This is a genomic window from Marinobacter sp. SS5-14b, from assembly GCF_030541005.1.
In the GTDB taxonomy this organism is placed as follows: Bacteria; Pseudomonadota; Gammaproteobacteria; order Pseudomonadales; family Oleiphilaceae; genus Marinobacter.
On sequence record NZ_JASSVM010000004.1, the window covers coordinates 315,403 to 332,936 of the forward strand.

Annotated in this window: 17 protein-coding genes; 6 read left to right on the forward strand and 11 right to left on the reverse strand. The window is 58.4% G+C overall.

The window, feature by feature from the left end; translation table 11 throughout:
• Window positions 1-76: 76 nt before the first annotated feature.
• Window positions 77-322 (forward strand): hypothetical protein, encoded by a 246-nt coding sequence (locus QPL95_RS11415; protein WP_303291091.1) that lies wholly within the window; start codon window positions 77-79, stop codon window positions 320-322.
• 86 nt (window positions 323-408) lie between these two features.
• On the opposite strand, the gene mqo is transcribed toward QPL95_RS11415, so the two are convergent.
• Window positions 409-1,890 (reverse strand): malate dehydrogenase (quinone), encoded by a 1,482-nt coding sequence (gene mqo / locus QPL95_RS11420; RefSeq protein ID WP_303291092.1) that lies wholly within the window; start codon window positions 1,888-1,890, stop codon window positions 409-411.
• A 403-nt stretch (window positions 1,891-2,293) separates the two neighbouring features.
• On the opposite strand from mqo, the gene QPL95_RS11425 reads away from it, so the two are divergent.
• Window positions 2,294-3,271 carry a calcium/sodium antiporter gene (locus tag QPL95_RS11425; protein WP_303291093.1) on the forward strand — a complete coding sequence of 326 codons (978 nt, stop codon included), beginning with the start codon at window positions 2,294-2,296 and terminating at the stop codon, window positions 3,269-3,271.
• A gap of 23 nt (window positions 3,272-3,294) precedes the next feature.
• Here QPL95_RS11425 and QPL95_RS11430 read toward each other — a convergent pair whose 3' ends face one another.
• From QPL95_RS11430 to chrA, 4 genes are all read right to left on the reverse strand, one after another.
• Window positions 3,295-4,059, reverse strand: coding sequence for a 1-acyl-sn-glycerol-3-phosphate acyltransferase (locus tag QPL95_RS11430; RefSeq protein WP_303291094.1), 765 nt, complete (start codon window positions 4,057-4,059; stop codon window positions 3,295-3,297).
• A 76-nt stretch (window positions 4,060-4,135) separates the two neighbouring features.
• Window positions 4,136-4,561, reverse strand: coding sequence for a peptide-methionine (R)-S-oxide reductase MsrB (msrB, locus tag QPL95_RS11435; protein WP_303291095.1), 426 nt, complete (start codon window positions 4,559-4,561; stop codon window positions 4,136-4,138).
• Between the two features lie 10 nt (window positions 4,562-4,571).
• Window positions 4,572-5,222: a peptide-methionine (S)-S-oxide reductase MsrA gene (gene msrA, locus QPL95_RS11440; protein ID WP_303291096.1), complete on the reverse strand. Its 651-nt coding sequence runs from the start codon at window positions 5,220-5,222 to the stop codon at window positions 4,572-4,574.
• A 56-nt stretch (window positions 5,223-5,278) separates the two neighbouring features.
• On the reverse strand, window positions 5,279-6,463 hold the full coding sequence (gene chrA / locus QPL95_RS11445) for a chromate efflux transporter (protein WP_303291097.1): 1,185 nt from the start codon (window positions 6,461-6,463) through the stop codon (window positions 5,279-5,281).
• Between the two features lie 139 nt (window positions 6,464-6,602).
• On the opposite strand from chrA, the gene QPL95_RS11450 reads away from it, so the two are divergent.
• On the forward strand, window positions 6,603-7,577 hold the full coding sequence (locus QPL95_RS11450; protein ID WP_303291098.1) for a metallophosphoesterase: 975 nt from the start codon (window positions 6,603-6,605) through the stop codon (window positions 7,575-7,577).
• Between the two features lie 5 nt (window positions 7,578-7,582).
• Here QPL95_RS11450 and QPL95_RS11455 read toward each other — a convergent pair whose 3' ends face one another.
• Both QPL95_RS11455 and QPL95_RS11460 read right to left on the reverse strand, forming a co-directional pair.
• Window positions 7,583-8,065 carry a CDP-archaeol synthase gene (locus tag QPL95_RS11455; protein ID WP_303291099.1) on the reverse strand — a complete coding sequence of 161 codons (483 nt, stop codon included), beginning with the start codon at window positions 8,063-8,065 and terminating at the stop codon, window positions 7,583-7,585.
• Window positions 8,066-8,089: 24 nt separating this feature from the next.
• The gene (locus tag QPL95_RS11460) at window positions 8,090-9,466 is read right to left on the reverse strand and encodes a lyase family protein (RefSeq protein WP_303291100.1); all 1,377 of its coding nucleotides are present in this window, start codon (window positions 9,464-9,466) and stop codon (window positions 8,090-8,092) included.
• Between the two features lie 219 nt (window positions 9,467-9,685).
• Here QPL95_RS11460 and QPL95_RS11465 point away from each other — a divergent pair, with 219 nt between their 5' ends.
• Genes QPL95_RS11465 through QPL95_RS11475 form a run of 3 tightly spaced genes read left to right on the forward strand, consistent with a single transcriptional unit; the run spans window position 9,686 to window position 13,196 of the window.
• Window positions 9,686-11,197, forward strand: coding sequence for a response regulator (locus tag QPL95_RS11465; protein ID WP_303291101.1), 1,512 nt, complete (start codon window positions 9,686-9,688; stop codon window positions 11,195-11,197).
• 2 nt (window positions 11,198-11,199) lie between these two features.
• Window positions 11,200-11,844 carry a response regulator transcription factor gene (locus QPL95_RS11470; RefSeq protein WP_303291102.1) on the forward strand — a complete coding sequence of 215 codons (645 nt, stop codon included), beginning with the start codon at window positions 11,200-11,202 and terminating at the stop codon, window positions 11,842-11,844.
• Window positions 11,841-13,196 (forward strand): sensor histidine kinase, encoded by a 1,356-nt coding sequence (locus tag QPL95_RS11475; protein ID WP_303291103.1) that lies wholly within the window; start codon window positions 11,841-11,843, stop codon window positions 13,194-13,196. Before QPL95_RS11470 ends, QPL95_RS11475 begins: the two co-directional genes overlap by 4 nt.
• Here the strand turns inward: QPL95_RS11475 and QPL95_RS11480 are convergent.
• The 4 genes from QPL95_RS11480 to QPL95_RS11495 are packed head-to-tail and all read right to left on the reverse strand — an operon-like array spanning window position 13,193 to window position 17,408.
• Window positions 13,193-14,311 (reverse strand): OprO/OprP family phosphate-selective porin, encoded by a 1,119-nt coding sequence (locus QPL95_RS11480; RefSeq protein WP_303291104.1) that lies wholly within the window; start codon window positions 14,309-14,311, stop codon window positions 13,193-13,195. The genes QPL95_RS11475 and QPL95_RS11480 overlap by 4 nt on opposite strands.
• The gene (locus tag QPL95_RS11485; protein WP_303291105.1) at window positions 14,298-14,885 is read right to left on the reverse strand and encodes a DUF4956 domain-containing protein; all 588 of its coding nucleotides are present in this window, start codon (window positions 14,883-14,885) and stop codon (window positions 14,298-14,300) included. Before QPL95_RS11485 ends, QPL95_RS11480 begins: the two co-directional genes overlap by 14 nt.
• Window positions 14,869-15,627, reverse strand: coding sequence for a polyphosphate polymerase domain-containing protein (locus QPL95_RS11490; protein WP_303291106.1), 759 nt, complete (start codon window positions 15,625-15,627; stop codon window positions 14,869-14,871). The genes QPL95_RS11485 and QPL95_RS11490 overlap by 17 nt, the downstream gene beginning before the upstream one ends.
• Complete coding sequence (locus QPL95_RS11495) at window positions 15,624-17,408, reverse strand: CotH kinase family protein (protein ID WP_303291107.1); 1,785 nt, start codon at window positions 17,406-17,408, stop codon at window positions 15,624-15,626. The genes QPL95_RS11490 and QPL95_RS11495 overlap by 4 nt, the downstream gene beginning before the upstream one ends.
• Window positions 17,409-17,534: the final 126 nt, after the last annotated feature.

Here is a 17,534-nt window from a genome sequence, read left to right on the forward strand (position 1 = left end):
TTCACCCCCTCTTCCGCCTCCCAACCTGCCGGTTCTGAGCGGCCGGGTATCAACGTTAAATGGAGTTGGCTTTGTTATGGCTTACGAAACGATTGATGGTCAGAAGTACGAGAAAGAATTGCTGGATCTCGCCCGCAAACACACCACGGGCAGAGGCGAAGGCAAGCTGTCCAAAGACGAAGTGGCCGATCTGTTCAAATCGGCCCAGGATGGCCCTGGCGTAACCGACACAGAGAAGGCAACGCTGGGCTATATTCGGAAGAACTTTGAGTTTACAGATGCCGCAGCAGCGGATTTTGATGCTGCGTTTAAAAAACTCTGAAGCAGGAAGGCAATAACTGAAAAGCATCCCCCGTAGTGGCCAAACGTGAAAGGTGACGGCCACTACGGGGGTTCAAGGCTTGGCAATCAAGCCAGTTTCAGGGTTGAGAGCGTCCGCTCCCGCACTTTATTCAGCAGCTCTTCGTTTTCCACCAGAGACTGCCCGTAGGACGGCACCAGCTCTTTCATGCGCTCAAGCCACTGATCGGATTTCATCTTCTCGGGGAAGCACCGCTGCAGTACATCCAGCATGGCATTGGCTGCGGTTGAGGCGCCAGGTGATGCGCCCAACAGTGCCGCCAGAGAGCCGTCTTTGGCCGCGACAATCTCGGTACCAAACTCCAGCTTGCCACCGCCCTGCTCGGTCTGTTTGATAATCTGCACGCGCTGGCCGGCCATCTGCAGCTTCCAATCGTCTTCCTGCGCGTCCGGGAAGAAGTTACGCAATGCATCCACTCGGTCACTGTGCGACTGGAACACCTCACCAATCAGGTACTTGGTCAAGTCCATGTTGCTCTTGCTCACCGACAGCATCGGCCGCAGGTTCGTCGCGCGAACCGAACCGAATAAGTCAAAAACCGAACCCTGTTTCAGGAACCGGGTGGTAAAGCCTGCGAACGGCCCGAACAACAACGCCGGCTCGCCATTAATAATGCGGGTATCCAGATGCGGAACCGACATGGGCGGAGCACCGATTGGCGCCTTGCCGTATACCTTGGAGTGGTGTTGCTTGACGACCTCAGGCTTCTGACACACCAGCCACTGACCACTGACCGGGAAGCCGCCGTAACCGCGGGCCTCTTCTATGCCGGATTTCTGCAGCAGCGGCAGCGCGCCACCGCCAGCCCCCAGGAACACAAAACCGGCTTCGAGCTTGGTCAACTCGCCCGTCTTCTGATTTTTTACCCGCAGCTTCCAGCGACCGTTGTCACGCTGGTCAATGTAGTGAACCGGAGAGCTGACCATCAGCTCGAAGTTGGGCTGGGTTTCCAGCCACGCCACCATGCTGCGCGTCAGGGAGCCAAAATCCACGTCAGAGCCGTGCTTGATGCGAGTCGCTGCAACCCGCTGCATCGGGTCGCGATTGCCGACAACCAGCGGCATCCACTCTGCGAGGTCTTCCGGGCTTTCGGTGTACTCCATTTCCCGGAACAGGTGATGGGCTTTAAGCCGTTCGAAACGCTGCTTCAGGAACGCTGCGTCTTTCTCACCCCAAACAAAGCTCTGGTGCGGAGTACGGTTAATAAACGTAGACGGTTCCGGCAGGATGCCCTGCTCGACAAGGTAAGACCAGAACTGCAGAGACACCTCAAATTGCGCATTGATTTGCAATGCCCGAGCAATTTCAACGTCGCCGTCATCGGTTTCCGGAGTGTAGTTCAGTTCACAGTAGCCGGCGTGGCCGGTACCTGCGTTGTTCCATCCATCAGTGCTTTCATGAGCAACGTGGTCAAGACGCTCCACCATGACGATGTCCAGGGACGGGTCCAGCTGCCTGAGCATCATGCCGAGGGTAGCGCTCATGACGCCCCCACCGACCAGCACTACATCTGCCTGTCTAACGGCCATTGATTTTCACCCTAGCTAGTATTGAGCCTGTTACCGCCCCACGATCAGCAAAGCGGTCTGTCGAAAGCCGGCGCGGCGCGAGGTAGATGGCGCGGCCGTATGCCTCCGGTCTGAAATTGGGCGCATTATCCCGATTTTTGCTGGAATAATAAATTGCGATTGTCAATCGGTGCTTATCGGACCGACCATTATTGGATCGCTCGATTTTCGCGCGTTTTGTTAACAATATCAGCGCCACTTTAGTCTGATACTCCCCAGACGTTAATGCGGATCATTGCTTATACCGCAAATTCCCGAGCGCCAGGGGCTGACCTGAAACACAGACTTGCTGTATCTTGTGCGCCAGATTTGACTCGCCTGCGATAATCGCGGCGACGACTGACACGTGGATCGAGGTTTTACTATGCTGACGGCTATCGGTGCCATTATTGCCGGGCTTGTGTTGCTGGTCTGGAGTGCCGACAAATTCGTGGAAGGCGCTGCCGCCACCGCCAAACACCTGGGCATGCCTACCCTGCTGATCGGTATGGTCATTATCGGCTTTGGCACCTCCGCGCCGGAACTGGCGGTGTCAGCCATGGCTGCCGCCGACGGCAATCCTGGCCTGGCTCTGGGCAATGGCTATGGCTCCAACATAACCAACATTGCTCTGATTGTGGGCCTGACGGCGATCATCGCGCCGATTGCCGTGCACTCCCAGGTTATTCGCAAAGAACTACCACTGTTGATCGTGCTCACGCTGATTGCCGGCGCCCAGTTACTGGATGGCGAACTTTCACGGCTCGACGGCTGGGTTCTGCTGGGGGTGTTCGCCGCCGTGATGGGCTGGTCAATCTACCAGGGCTTCAAAGGCAAAGCCGATCCCCTGGGTGGCGAAACCGATGCCGAGATCATTGCTCACCCGATGCCTTTGAAAAGCGCCATCATCTGGCTCGTCATAGGCCTGATCCTGCTGATTGTGAGCTCCCGGATACTGGTGTGGGGCGCGGTAACGATTGCCCAGAGCCTGGGCATCAGTGATCTGGTGATCGGCCTGACCATCGTCGCCATCGGTACTTCCCTGCCCGAATTGGCGTCTGCCCTGGCGGCGGTGAAAAAGAACGAGCACGACCTGATTCTTGGCAACATTCTGGGGTCAGGTATTTTCAACACCCTGGCCGTGGTTGGCCTGGCCGCGGCCATTCAGCCCCTGTCGGTGGACCCGGAAGTGCTGTACCGGGACTGGTCGCTGATGCTTGCACTGACCGTGGGCTTGCTGGTGATGGGCTTTGGCGTGACAGGCTGGCGTAAAATGGTGTCGCGAGTGGATGGCGTTATCCTGTTAACCGCCTACGTTGCCTATACCGGATACTTGTTTTCTACCGTCGTCGCTGCCGCATAACAGCCGGGTGGCGAGGCCGGATACTACTCCGCCTCGCCATTACCCAGCAAATCCTCCATGCTCTGACGCACCTCGTCCATGATCTGGCCGAGATCCTCTTTGCTTTTTCCTGCCGTATCAATGGGCTGACCAACCCGAACATCCACCGGCTGCCCGAGATTAATCTGCAGGCTGCGGGCCGGCAAAACCTGATGAATACCGCGAATGGCCACCGGCACAATCACCGCTTCGGTCTCCAGGGCCAGGTGAAAGCAGCCTTTTTTGAACGGCAACAGGCGCCCATCCGTTGATCTTGTACCCTCCGGTGCAGCCCATAGCACTATGCCACTCTCCATCATGGCTCTGGCCTTCTGCAAGTCCCGTACTGCGCCAGCCCGGTTGGAACGGTCAACCGACGGAAACTCCGCTGCGGCCATGGCCTGCCCCAACAAGGGAATGCCGAACAACTCCTTCTTCGCCAGCATCCGGATGGAGCCTGGCAGCGACACAAAACTGACCGGGATATCGTAGTGGCTGGCGTGGGTGCTCATAATGATGTAACGCCGGCCATCACCGAAATCCGGCACTTCGCCCCGAACGGTCAGGTTGGCGCGAACCAGCTTGAGCACCGCCGTGGACCATTCCCGGCAGTAGTTGTCGACAATCGGACGATTCAGCCGGCCAAACAAAGCACGCAGCAAAATCAGGCCCGAGTATAGAGCCGTCAGCGCCACCGACCCCATCACTACCGCCGAACGCCGAAGCAAGGTTGCGGACTCGGTCAACGGACTCAAGTTCAGTCGCTTCATTCACAATGCCCCTTCCCATAAGCCAGCGAGCTGGCAACAGCGGCGCATTATACTAGGCCCGCATGGCCCGAAACGCTCAATCCGCTTCCCGGAACACCAGGGAAATCGAATTCAGACAATACCGCTGTCCGGTCGGTGGCGGACCATCCGGGAACACGTGGCCCTGATGGCTGTCACAGCGGGCACAACGGATCTCGGTGCGCACCATGCCAAAGCTGTTGTCCTCGATCTGCTTGAGATGCTCCGGATCAAACGGCTGGTAAAAGCTTGGCCAGCCGGTTCCGGAATCAAACTTGGCATCAGAACTGAATAACGGCAGGTCACACAGGCGGCAGTGATACACCCCGGATTTCTTGTTATCCAGCAGAGTGCCGCAAAACGGATGTTCGGTGCCGTGATCCAGCAAAACACGTTTTTCTTCTGCACTGAGATCCGCAGCTTTCTCATCAATCTGCGCTTTGCTCAGGGGCGTCAGGTCATAGCCTGCGGCCGATAAAGTCATGGCATTCTCCTTAGGCCAGATCCGGGTCGTCCTGGCTGAATTCAGGTTTCAGTCGGTCAGGCCAGGTATTGGCCAGCTTTTCCATTTTCGGAGCCGCTACCGCCATGATATAGGGCTGCCAGGGATTGCGTGCGGCAAAGTTCTGGTGATGGGCCTCCGCCGGGTAAAACCCGTCAAGCGGCTCAAGACTGGTCACAACCGGAGCGGAATAAACGCCGGCGGCGTCCAGCTGGCGAAGGTAGGCTTGCACCACCTGCTTCTGATCCTCGGTTTCATAGAAAACCGCCGACCGGTACTGGGTACCCACATCGTTGCCCTGTCGATTCAGCTGAGTGGGGTCGTGGGCAACCGAGAAGAACACCCTCAGCAACTCACCAAAACTGACTTTTGCCGGGTCATAGTGCACATCGATCACTTCAGCATGGCCCGTGGTACCGCTGCACACAGCCTCATAGTTGGCGGTTTGCTCCGTGCCGCCGGCATAACCGGACTCCACACGGGTTACGCCATCGATCGCCAGAAACACCGCCTCGACACACCAGAAGCAGCCGCCAGCCAACACCAGCCGCGCCTCGCCGGCCGTTTCAGGCAGAGTTTGTTCCGGTGTCGGGAACCGGCTACGTGGTACGTTCAGGCCGGGGATATTGCAGGCATCGGTCATGTCTTGGCTCTCATCATGTCAGTTCATTCGGCTGTCATTGCCTATACGGACAACAATCACAAAAAGACTGCACCCAGTATGGCACTGGCAGGCGCCAGACCCCAAACCGGCCAACGCATCACCGCCAGCGCCAGCCAGAATATCAGTGCCAGGGCGAGATCGGCCGGGCCATGCACAGCGGAGGTCCACACCGGATCGTACAGCGCCGCCAGCAGCAGCCCCACCACGCCTGCATTCACACCGGCCAGAGCGGAGCGAGCCTGCCGGTGCTCCCTCAACCAACCCCAGAGGGGCAATCCGGCAAACACCAGCAAGGTGCCGGGTAAAAACACAGCTACCACCGCGATGATGGCGCCCGCAAGGCCCGCTTCAGCCCCCCCGAGGAAAGCAGAAAAAGTAAACAGGGGCCCGGGAACCGCCTGCGCCACACCATAACCCGCCAGAAACGTGTCTGCGGGCATAGTGCCGGAGTCCACAAAACCTTCCTGCAGCCAGGGCAACACCACATGGCCGCCACCAAACACAAAAGATCCTGCCCGGTACAATTCAGCCCACACCCACGCCAGTGAACCCGTCTGCTGGGGCAACAGAGAAAGCACCAGTAATACTGCAAAGGCGGCAGCAAACCACCAGGGATTGCGGGACTGCAGGGGTACATGCAGGGGTTCGGCCGCCTTGTCGGAACTCAATTTAAGGCCGGCACCGGCAACCGCCGCCATGCCCAGCACGAGCACCTGCACCCAGGTTGCCCCGACCAGCAACAGGACGGTAGCGACCAACAGGGCAATAACCACGCGAGGCTTATCCGGGCACAGAGATTGCCCCATTTGCCAGACCGCCTGAGCGACCACCGCCACCACAAACAGCTTCAAACCGCTGACCCAGCCCCCTGAACCGGCCTCCGGCCAGAGCGCCAGACCAAACGCGAACAAGGCCATGATCGTCGCCGACGGCAAGGTAAAACCCAGCCAGGCTGCAAACGCCCCACCGTAGTGACCCTGCAAATACCCGATCGTGAGCCCAACCTGGCTCGAGGCCGGCCCTGGCAGTAACTGGCACAAGGCAACCACTTCGCCATAAGCGCTGGCAGACAACCATTGGCGACGCTTAACGAATTCATCGTGAAAGAAACCCAGGTGCGCGGCGGGTCCGCCAAACGAGGTCAGGCCCAGTCGCAAAAAAACCAGGAACACCTGCCAGTTGGTCAGGGAGCCGGGCTGGTCGCTTTCTGTCATCGCCATAGTGCGTCTCCAAATACAGTCATCTTAAAGCGGCAGTAAAACATGAACATTATGTCAGTGCGGTTGCACATACCCGGTGACCATCCATAATAAACACAGGCGCCAGCAATAAGGCGCCGCTCGGCATCAGGGAAACGGCATGACTGCAAAGGCCCGCACACCGGAAAATCAGGACGAACTCCTCGAGTACCGACTGAGCCTCAGGCTCGGGCCGGTTCATGCCCGCCAGCGACTCGGCATCGAGCAGGAATCCGAAGCCCTGGTACTGGGCCGCGACAAACATTCCTTCCACCTGGAAAACCTGACGAACGCCCCGCGCCTGATCCGCTTTTGCCTGCAGGCGGTGGGCCTGTTCAATCGCGCCCGAGCCAACAGCCGCAAGCTCACCACCGCCCACAACACCTTTGTTCTGCCAGAACTGCCACAGGCGTTCGACGGCTTTCGCATCCTGCACCTGACCGATCTGCATGTGGATATGGACGAGCACAATCTGCAAGCGGTCATCCGCCAGATCGAACCTCTGGACTACGACCTGTGTGTGCTCACCGGCGATTACCGCCAGCTCACCTTTGGCCCTGTCGAAGCCGCGCTCGATGGCATGAAGATGCTCAGAAAGGCCATTCAGGGCGACGCCTACGCGGTGCTTGGCAACCATGACAGCGTTCGAATGGTACCGGCACTGGAAGACATGGGCTACCGCCTGTTGATGAACGAAATGGTGGCCCTTGAGCGAGACCTTCAAACCCTTTACCTTGCGGGTGTTGATGATGCGCATTATTACAAGGTGCACAACCTGCACCGGGCGGGCGATAAAATTCCCGCCGGGGGCACCAGCCTGCTCCTGAGCCATACCCCGGAAATCTGGCGTGAAGCGGCACATGCGGGCTACGACATCTTTCTGTGCGGCCACACCCATGGCGGGCAGATTTGCCTGCCCGGAGGCATTCCTGTCACCCTGGATTCTGATTGCCCCAGACGCCTCGGCAAGGGCGCCTGGAGCGTTAACGGCATGCAGGGTTACACCTCACCGGGCGCTGGCACGTCGGTCTTGAATGTGCGCCTTAACTGCCCGCCGGAGGTCACAATCCACACGCTGTCGCGGGGCCCGGTCTAGTTTGGTCAATGGGGTTGTCTGCGGATACCCAGCCGGTAAAGCAGGGGCGAAAACAGCATATTGGAAAGCGCAAACAGCAAGGCAATGGCCATGGCTTCCCACAACGGAACCGGCAACCACAGCCACGCCATCAGCATGGGTGCGACGGACTCCGGCAACTGATCCAGCCAAACGGCCCGGGCACTGGATGACATCCCCCGGCGCCTTTTGACAAAACTACTGAACAGATCGCCCAACAGCGCAAGAAGGCCGAACAGCGCTCCGAACCCGGCGCCCAGCCCGACCCACGCAGCGAAGATCAAACAGGCAAGCGTGCCAACAACCAACCCCCGCCAGGTTTTACTGGCACCCAGCAACGCCCGCCCATCGCGGCACAACCGCCCGCCATCAATGGGCCAATCAGCGTGATGGTTGAACAGCCTCGCTGCAACCACCGGGGCACCGTTGGCCAGCACCAGCATGACGAACAACTCGAATGGCAGTAGCACTGGCTTACCTCCCGGCACTGCGCCTCAGGCCAGCCCACCTCGGGTCAGTTTGAGCGGGTCCATCAGCTGTTCCAGTCGTTTGCGACTGAGGCCACTGCGCTCTTCTGCGACATCAATAACCGGGCGACCGGTGCGATAGGCTTCTTTGGCAATCTCGGCGGCAAGGCTGTAACCGATTTCAGGGTTTAACGCCGTGACTAACACAGGGTTACGCCCAACGCCCGCATTCAGATTATCAACATTTACGGTGAAACCGATGAGCGCTTTGTCTGCCAGGATGGTCGAGGCGCCCGTAAGCAAGCCAATCATATCCAGCAGGTTTGCGCCCACCAGCGGCAGCATGACATTAAGCTGGAAGTTACCGGACTGGCCAGCAATCGCAACGGCGCTGTCCAGCCCCATGACCTGCGCGCTCGCCATAGCGACAGATTCAGGGATCACCGGGTTAACCTTGCCCGGCATGATACTGCTGCCCGGCTGCAATGCGGGAAGGCTGATTTCCGCCAGGCCGTGAATAGGGCCGCTGTTCATCCAGCGCAGATCGTTGGCTATTTTGGTCAGCGTAACCGCCACGCCGCGAAGCTGGGAAGACAACGCCACAGGGGCATCGACCGCGCTCTGCCCGGTGAACTTATGCTCCAGCGACTGAAACGGGTAGCCGGTGTGGCTTTTCAGAAACTTGATGAACTGGCCGGCAAACTCAGAGGCGGCATTCACCCCGGTTCCGACCGCGGTTCCGCCCTGAGGCAAAGCGGCCAGCTCTTTCATCGCATGCTCAAGACGACGTTCTGCGGCTGCAATCTGTTCACGCCAGGTTCGGAGCTCCTGGCCCAGAGTGACGGGCGTCGCATCCATCAAATGCGTTCGGCCCGTTTTGACCTGACCTGAAAACTCGGCCTCCCGCTCATAGAGCACGCCCCGGAGGTGAGACAACGCTGGCAACAATCGCTCTTTCACCCCCAGCAGACTGCTTATGTGTATAGCAGTGGGAATCACGTCATTGGAGCTCTGGCTCATGTTGACATGATCATTCGGGTGCACCTCTGCGCCCTGCAACCGGGCAATGGCGGAGATAACTTCGTTGACGTTCATGTTGGTGCTGGTACCGGAGCCCGTCTGATAACGGTCCACCGGAAACTGGTCAGCAAAGTCACCATCCACCAGCCTGTCGCAGGCGCTCACAATGGCATCCCGCAGGCCCGGCTCCAACAATCCCAGCGAAGCGTTCGCTTGTGCCGACGCCCTTTTGATCTGCGCCACCGCCACAATGAATTCCGGCGGCATGGGCCGACCACTGACTGGAAAGTTGTCTATCGCTCGCTGGGTCTGCGCTCCCCACAGCGCCTCAGCGGGTACGCGGACCTCTCCGAGGCTGTCTTTTTCCGTTCTGAACTCGCTCACCTGTGCCTCCTTTTGTCGTACATCCCGGCGACAGCATATTTGCCACTGATCTAAGTGTAGTCACTGGGCGACCTCAAATTCACCTAAATGCTACTCCGATCACACATTCAGGCCCGGAACACTCAGCCCTGCCTATTTGTAGGAATTTCCTACACGCAAAATCACTCTACCTTGCTAATCTTGGCACCAGACCCTCCACCATCAGGATAACCTCTCTACATGACCATCAGCGGAACACCGGCCGTTATCCTCCGTTACCATCATGAACAGGATCGCGAACAGTTCGAAGACCTCTTCGGAAAGGACTTCACCATTCACCCGTTCCGGTCCGATCAAGCCGCGCTGGATTACCTGTCGCAAACGTCCGGTTCCGATATGGCAACGAGAGCAAGCAACCTTACGGCCATCTTTGTGCTCTCACCGCACCCGGACAACTATCGGGAATCGGCCTTATTGTCCGAAGCACGGGACCAACACCCACATCTGCTGAAAATACTTCTGGGGCAGGCCATTGAACTTGATCTCCTGGTATCACTCCTCGATCAGCAGTTAATTGACCGTTGTTTTGAGCAGCCGGCAAACCCGGACCTGGTTCGGTCCCATGTTCTGATGGCCTCATTAACACACCGGGAAGCGCCCCACACCCGTACCAAAGAACCTGCCGGCGGGGCACACATGCCAGCGGTGCTGATTGTCGATGACGAACCCGCCGCCACCAAATATCTGTCCCGTCAGCTTGAACTACTGCAGGATGAGTTTCGGGTTATCTGCGCCCAGAGCGCAGAGGAAGCATTGCGCTGCGTGCAGGATGAGGCGGGTGCCGTTGCCGTCGTCATGACAGACCAGAGAATGCCAGGCATGCACGGCAAGGAACTGCTGAGTGAACTGAAACAATCGCACCCGACAATCGTGCGGATTCTGACCTCAGCCTGGGGCGAGGTGGATGTCGCTCTGGGCGCCGTCAACGAGGGCCAGATTTTCCGTTACCGACAAAAGCCCTGGCAGGCACAGGAGCTGCTGCGCCTGTTTCGCACAGCGCTGGTGCACCACCGCCAGCTGGTGGCACAGCGGGATTACTCCCGGACACACGCCGATCAACAGTTCGCAGAGTTGCGCCAACAACGCTACGGGCGCCTGCTCACTCGACTTTCCAGCCTCAATGAACGAACGATCAGCGAGTCAGAAATCGCAGCGTTTCTTGATCTTTTGCTGACCATACAGACCCTTCCCGCCAACAGTTCCCACTTGAGGGCCAGCCGTGAAACCACACTGGAGCAGCAGCTGGAACAAGACTTTGGCCACCTGGTGCACCAGCAGCTGGAAGCCCTGGAGCCCGGCGGGCTGAGTCACGTTACCCGCCAAGACATTGAATCTTCGTTCGCAGCCGTCACAAATAATGAGCCAGGCAGCGCGCCAACCGCGGATACGCCGCTGGCGCGGCTGTGCCAGTCGCTGACAACCCTGCTGGCGGCCTCCGGCCTGCATACAAGCCAGATCAGGATAAGCCACAGCGGCAACATGCTCGCCATAACAACCGACAGCCCGCTGCGCATGTACAGTCACCTGCTGGCGCCGCTTACCCGCATCTCCCGACCGCTACTGGAACAGCAGTGCGCACTGTTTATGGTCTATGCCAGCACACGGTTGCTGGGCGGGCACGTTGACGCGAGCGGCGGCGAACAAAGCTTCCGGCTGACCCTGAACTTTCCCAGTCGCCATCGGGCAGCGTGAACATGGTCGGGCAACGCAAGATACGGCTTTATGTCACCGTTGGGCAACGTATGCTGCGCGACAGCCTGCTGTTTCAGCTTTTACTGAACGATGACGTCGAACTGGTGGGCGAATCGGAAACCGGCGTAGACACCTTGAACCGGTTGAGCGCAACTCGCCCGGGCGTGTTGTTGATTGAAGAGAATCTGCAGGATAACGATGGCCTGACCATTGCTGAAAGCGCCCTCAGCCTGCAACCTTCCCTCTCGGTACTGCTGATTTCAGACACGCCGGTCAGCACCGGGCGACTCGCCATTTACCTGGAAGCCGGGATAAAGGCGGTTGTTTCCAAGCACCAGCCGGTGCAGGAACTGATGAAAACATTGTTGTACATCCGCAATGGCCAGGTCTACGTCAGCGCCAGGAATACGGCTGCTGACGACACCCCCACTGCTCTGGCCGCCTACCGGGCACTCTCGGGCAGGGAGCGGGAAGTGGCGCACCTGATGGCCGGCCGGGTTCCGGTTCGAGACATTGCTGAGCAGCTCGGCGTATCCTGCAAAACGGTACACTCGTACAAAGACCGGATTTTCGTGAAACTTGGCTTTGAGCGCCTGCCGGAACTCATTTTGTTCATGCACAGACATCAGCACGGAGCCACCTCGTGAAACTACTCTCCGGTATGGATCAGATCCGCCAGCTGCCGGTATACCGGCAACAACGATTTGAGCGCTTTTTCCGAACCCAATACCGGCATCGGGTTTTGCCCCTGTTTGCCGACGTCTACCTGGCCATCGCCTTTATCGGAACACTGCTGTTCCTGGCCGGCCTGGCTCTGAGCGATGAGGGCCGTAGCATCCTCGGCACCTACGTCATCTACACGCTAATCCTGACGGCCCTGATCGCAGCCCATTGGTTTACCCGCCTGCGCAGGGCAGCGCCGCTCGTGGTCTACCTGGTGTTCATCAATATGGCCACGTTCAGCTATCTGGGCTATATCGTCTCAGGCGCGGCCATCGCCCCCGTTGTTGGCCTGTTCTTCTTTATCAGTTCAGTCGGCATCATCACGCTGTCGCTGCTGCACACCACCATCATTCTGATCACCAACCTGATCCTGCTGGTTCTCGCCACTGCGGTGGCCACAGAGCCTAGTGCCTTTGCGGGCACGCTGATTGGCATACTGACGAACTGGCTGATTCTGATGTGCCTGGTGGTCGCGCCATTATCGGCCTGGTTTTTCTCACAGTTCCTGCGCAACTTGCTGGCCCTGCAATATCTGCTGCGAGATCGTAACCGTCAGCTGTCCCGAACACTGGAAACCCTGAGATCCACCGAACAGCGGCTGGCTCAGGAACAAAAACATCAGGCCCTCAGCCATATGGCCAAGGGGCTGCTGCACGAAATCATGAATCCGCTGAACTGCGCCAGCCAGGCCCTCGGCTTTGCCTCGGCCGTCAACCGCGACCCGGAAATCACCGACGCCCTTGATGACACCGCCCTGCATCAGAAGCGTATTGCCGATATCGTGTCCGATCTGATCCAGTTCTCGCGACCAGCCCCAGACCAAAACCGTGAACAGGCTGACCTCCGCGCGTTGGTGGAAACCGCGACCAGACTCTGCCGTCATCAGCTGCGCGGGATAAACGTGCGCCTGGGCATTCCGGCGGAGCCACGGTTGACGTGCTATCCGTCCGCGTTGATTCAGGTGTTCGTAAACCTGCTGCTGAACGCAGCCGCCGCCATCCACGATACCGCGCAGCGCGCAGGCACCATCGATATCGATGCGTCCCTCTCGAGTGAGCATGTGACCATCGAGGTACAGGACAACGGATTGGGTATCGCTGAGGAGGACATGGCCCGCCTCACCGACCCCTTCTACTCCACCAACGACACCCCGGACAACCTCGGCCTGGGCCTCAGCATTTGCCAGACCATCATGCGCCACCATCAGGGCGCGATGGCGATCAGCAGTGAGCCAGGCCAATGGACCAAAGTGACGCTGACATTGCCCCTGAACTAGAACCGAAAAACCGCACGTACGGTGGCGGCATCCCCGTCCGGGTTTACCATCAGGGTGTTGCCGCTGATCTCCGGCAACAGATAGTTCACACGCACCTGGAAGGCCTTGCCAAGGTAATAGTTGAGGCCAACGGCGGTGACACTGGCCTCGGCACCCAGGCCCCGGTCGCGCAGATCCACCGCGCTGTGGCGCAACACCAGCTCCCAGGCACCACCGCGATGCTGTGGTTTCACGCGTTTGAACTCGCCCCGGCTGTAACGCCTCTGATCCTCAGTGAGAAACAGGCTCGCCTGAAGATAGGCGCCACTGTATTGCCAACGTTCACCATTGGTGCGCCGGACGCTCTGTGTCATGGCTTCCGCTGACAGCGCCAGACGACCGGACAGCCAGGCGGCCTCCAAGCCGGCGAGCCAGCTATCCCGTGCATCAAACCGCGGACTGCGGATTACATTATCGGCGCTGAACACCTCACCCTCATCCTTGATCTGGAAGCGCTCATCATTCAGGTCTCGCCAGGACGCTGCAGCACCGAGGTGTAACACCCCGGCATCCGACCGAACCGGGGCACGAGTAACCCGACCGGTCACCGCTCTGGTTGAACCACCGTCTGGTTCATCGGTAAACACACCCAATGCCCAGGTTCCGGATTTTCGGAACTGGCCTACCTGCAGGCCAGTGGATCGGCCCGGGGCAAAGGCGGATGTCACTAATGATCGCTCGCTGGTATTGATGGAGGAGTAGCTTGTAAGCCGCTCAAGGCCAAACGGCTCTTTGAACCGCCCCAGAGTGGCCCGAAAGCGCCGGTCGCCAAGGTACTGCACATAAGCATCGCCAAGCTCGGCTTCTTTTTTATCCCCTTCTATCGAGTAACCGCCATCGAGTTCTGCCTCCCAATGCTCGCCCCAGGCCAGCTCCAGTTGCAGCTTGGCATTTCTCAACACTCCCCGCGTGGTGCTCGAGGCACCCTCCTCATCATAGAACGCGCCATAGTGATCCACGCCCCCGGCAACGTACCCGCCCAGCTCCACGGCCAACTCTTCTGCAACGGCCGGCAGGGGTAGCGCCAGTGCCATTCCGGTCAGCAGCAACGCCCGGCTCTGTTTATGGGTGATCATAACGAGCCTCCTGGCGAAAATGCATGCGGAGCATGGCGGTGTCACGCAGATAACTCACAGACACCACATCCACCCTAAACACATCCAGTCCGGTCCTCTCACGCAAGTCTTCAACTAACTCATGATGTTTGCTGCGGTGAACGTTTTCGATCTTCTCGTACTCGACCTCCTTCTCACCGTGGCGGGGCAACAACACCCGGGTTTCCAGCACCAGTGCAATCACAATGATCAGCAAGTTCAGGAACACCAGCTCCAGGTGGTGCATCGTGCCCACTGCCGCCAGCAGTGCCATGGCAATCACCAGGAACAGGTAAGTCATTTCCTTGATGCCCAGGGCCTCAGTGCGATACCGAAGCATCGAGAACACCGCAAAAAGACCAAACGCAAAGCCCATGGTCACAGTGACCGAATGCAACAGGGCGGTGACCAGAAACACCCCTACGCCAAACAGGATAAAGGAGGCCGCGTTCTCTCTGTGGCGGGAAAACGCGAAATAGCAGCGGATCAACACAAACACCGACACGGTGTTGATGATCAGGCGGGTCACAAAATGGAAATCAACAGCCGATTCCATGAAGGCTCCTTAACAGCGGTTTAAAACGATTGGTTTTCAGTTCATGCCCGAACAGCAGCCCACTGCCCACGCAATATTTGCTGAACGTCACCGGCCGGCAACCCAGCTGGCGCAAGCGATCAAGCAAGGGGGAAGATGGCGCCTTTCGGTCGTATTTGACTTCAATGATCGCCAGGTCTGACAACTCAGCGGTACACCGGCGATCGGGGGAGTGAAAGGACAGGCCGGTATCCAGGGTGATACGTTCCGTGCCTTGCTTGTTCAGCAGGGTCGCCCGTTGATATCCCACGAAAAGTGTCGGCTGCATCCCTGCTGCCGACAGGCCTGACTGGTGCTCCAGAAATTGACGCAGAAGATTCCGTGCGAACACATCCGAACTCAACAGAATCCGGTTCTTTACCGTCCGCTGCCGGTTATCCTTCTTTTTCACTTCAAGATAGCTTTCGCCAGTCTCGCGATAATGCCGGATGCGCAGCTTGAAGCGGTTCAGCTTGCCGTTGTGGTGGTCCCGGTACAGCTGCCGATCGGGGGTATCGAAATACAGGGTGTCGTACTGGAACCGCCTGGCACCGCCCATTTCCAACACACTGTAATCGCGCTCCAGCCCCCTCAGGCAGCTGTCCAGCACCGGGACAGACACCAGAAACTTGGTATCTGTCCGGTTCATCAGCCGGGCGCTGGCCTGATCAGCCAGGGAATGCCCGCGGAACGCATCCAACGGGCTGCCAACCGCCATGTTCATCGCACGCTGGCCTCATACTCCAGAGTAGCGTCCAGGCTGAGCTCCACATCGCCGATACGGTTTCCGGAGCCCACCTCGGTGATGGTGACGCTGCCTTCCGCACCCAACGCCAGCGTTTTCACGCCACCCGGTGCGGCTTCATCAACTTCGAACAACAAGGCGTTGGTTGCGAAACCGTGAAACCGGTGCGTGCCAGGCACGTAGTCCGAGACTTCGATAAATACCTGCAAAACGTAAGGCGTAAACGCGTCATTTACGTCAGCACCGATCAACAACAAACTAACAACTTCCGGTTTCGACTCACGGTCAACGGAGTAAACCAGACTATCCACTTTATAGGCGGCAAACGTCAGGCTTGCGTTGACCTCCTTGCCGTCGGGAAGGGTGAACCGGAAGGCTCCGGTATCCGTGCCGCCCTGGGCTTTGACCGTTGCGGTAAGCCGGGTGGTAGCCGGTGCACTGCAGTCGGGCTGCTCGTCTTTCAGTAAGTAGATCTCTCCCGTGGGAGCGCCTTCCGCGATAGCCTGTTCGATCGCCACCCTTCGTGAAGGCCTGTAGTCCGAGTCCTCTTGCGCACCACGGCCACTGATAAACGCTTTCAGGCTTTCAGTGGCAGCCGAATCTGTGGCGGTGAGCTGGCGAACCCGCTCCAGCTCGGCCAACAGTTCCGCCTCATTCCACTGGGTTGCCAGTAATTCCTCGAGCGTCTCCTCATAACGCGCCCGGTATTCGGGAATACCGTAAAGGCGATCCGCCAGCGAGAAGTTGCGATACAGCACCCCCGTCATGGGTTTCAGCGGGTGCTCACCCCGAAAAGCGGTATCTGCACCCCAGGGAATAAAGTGAAACAGGCCATCCTCTGGATTGCGGTAGATATGAAAGTTGTTGGCGTTACCGGTAGCCGAATCCCAGGCGCCCAGCAGTGTTTCCAGCGCCCAGAAGCGGACAAATTCATCCACATCCACCAATTGCGGCAGCACGTTCATCATCTGCTCGTCTGGCAACGACAGGGCGTCCGTCACGGCCTGCAGATCCGTGCGGTCGTTTTCTTTCTCGTTGGTTTTCTTCTCGAACCGCTGGCTCAGCCAGGTTCCGAAATCGGCTGTCTGGGCTTCGTAGTGGTTGCCATCGTCATCGCCAAAGGCCCTGGCCAGAAATGGCTTCTTGATCGGCTCCACATTGGTGAACACACCGAGATCCTGACCGTTCATGGTCACTCTGGCGTAATTGCATTTGGGTGCAGCAATACCGGCCGCGCGGAACTGATCATAGGCCAGACACTGGCGGGCGTTGGAGGGGTCCTGGCGATTGTTGTTCAGGGTCATCCGGGACATGTTCTGGTAGGTGCGGCCAGGCCATAGGTCATCGAAGTCCAGCTTCAACGAGGGAATGCTCGGGCTCAGGGAGCCCATATAGCCTTTTTTGCGCACGATCACGTTGTTCATTTCGTCACCATCAATGGTGACGCTGGCCTTGAACTCTGTGTATTCAAACTCAGGCACACATTCCCTGTCGGTACTGGCCAGCGTGCGAGCTTCGCTCCGGAGCTTGCTGAACTCCTCCGGATTCATCGTGAGGTCAACCGTCAGCAGGCGCTCCGGATCATACAGATCCGCATTGCCCCCGATGTTGACCGGTTCTGCCGGCGGCTCAAAATCGGACGGATCGGAAGTCTCCGAGCCACCGCCACCGCAACCACTGATCAGCACCGACAAAGCACCGGCGACCAACCAGTGCCTATGACGTAAGTGCGCGTATTTTCCTGTCGTTGTTGTTTTCATCCTTCAACCCCTCAGATGTTTTCTGATACACCGGGCTTACCGCCGGCAGAGGGGAAGTATCACGAGGCGAGATGGGCCCTGTATGTAAGAAAGTCTTACACTCTAGCCTGGGGTGAGTTCAGTTTG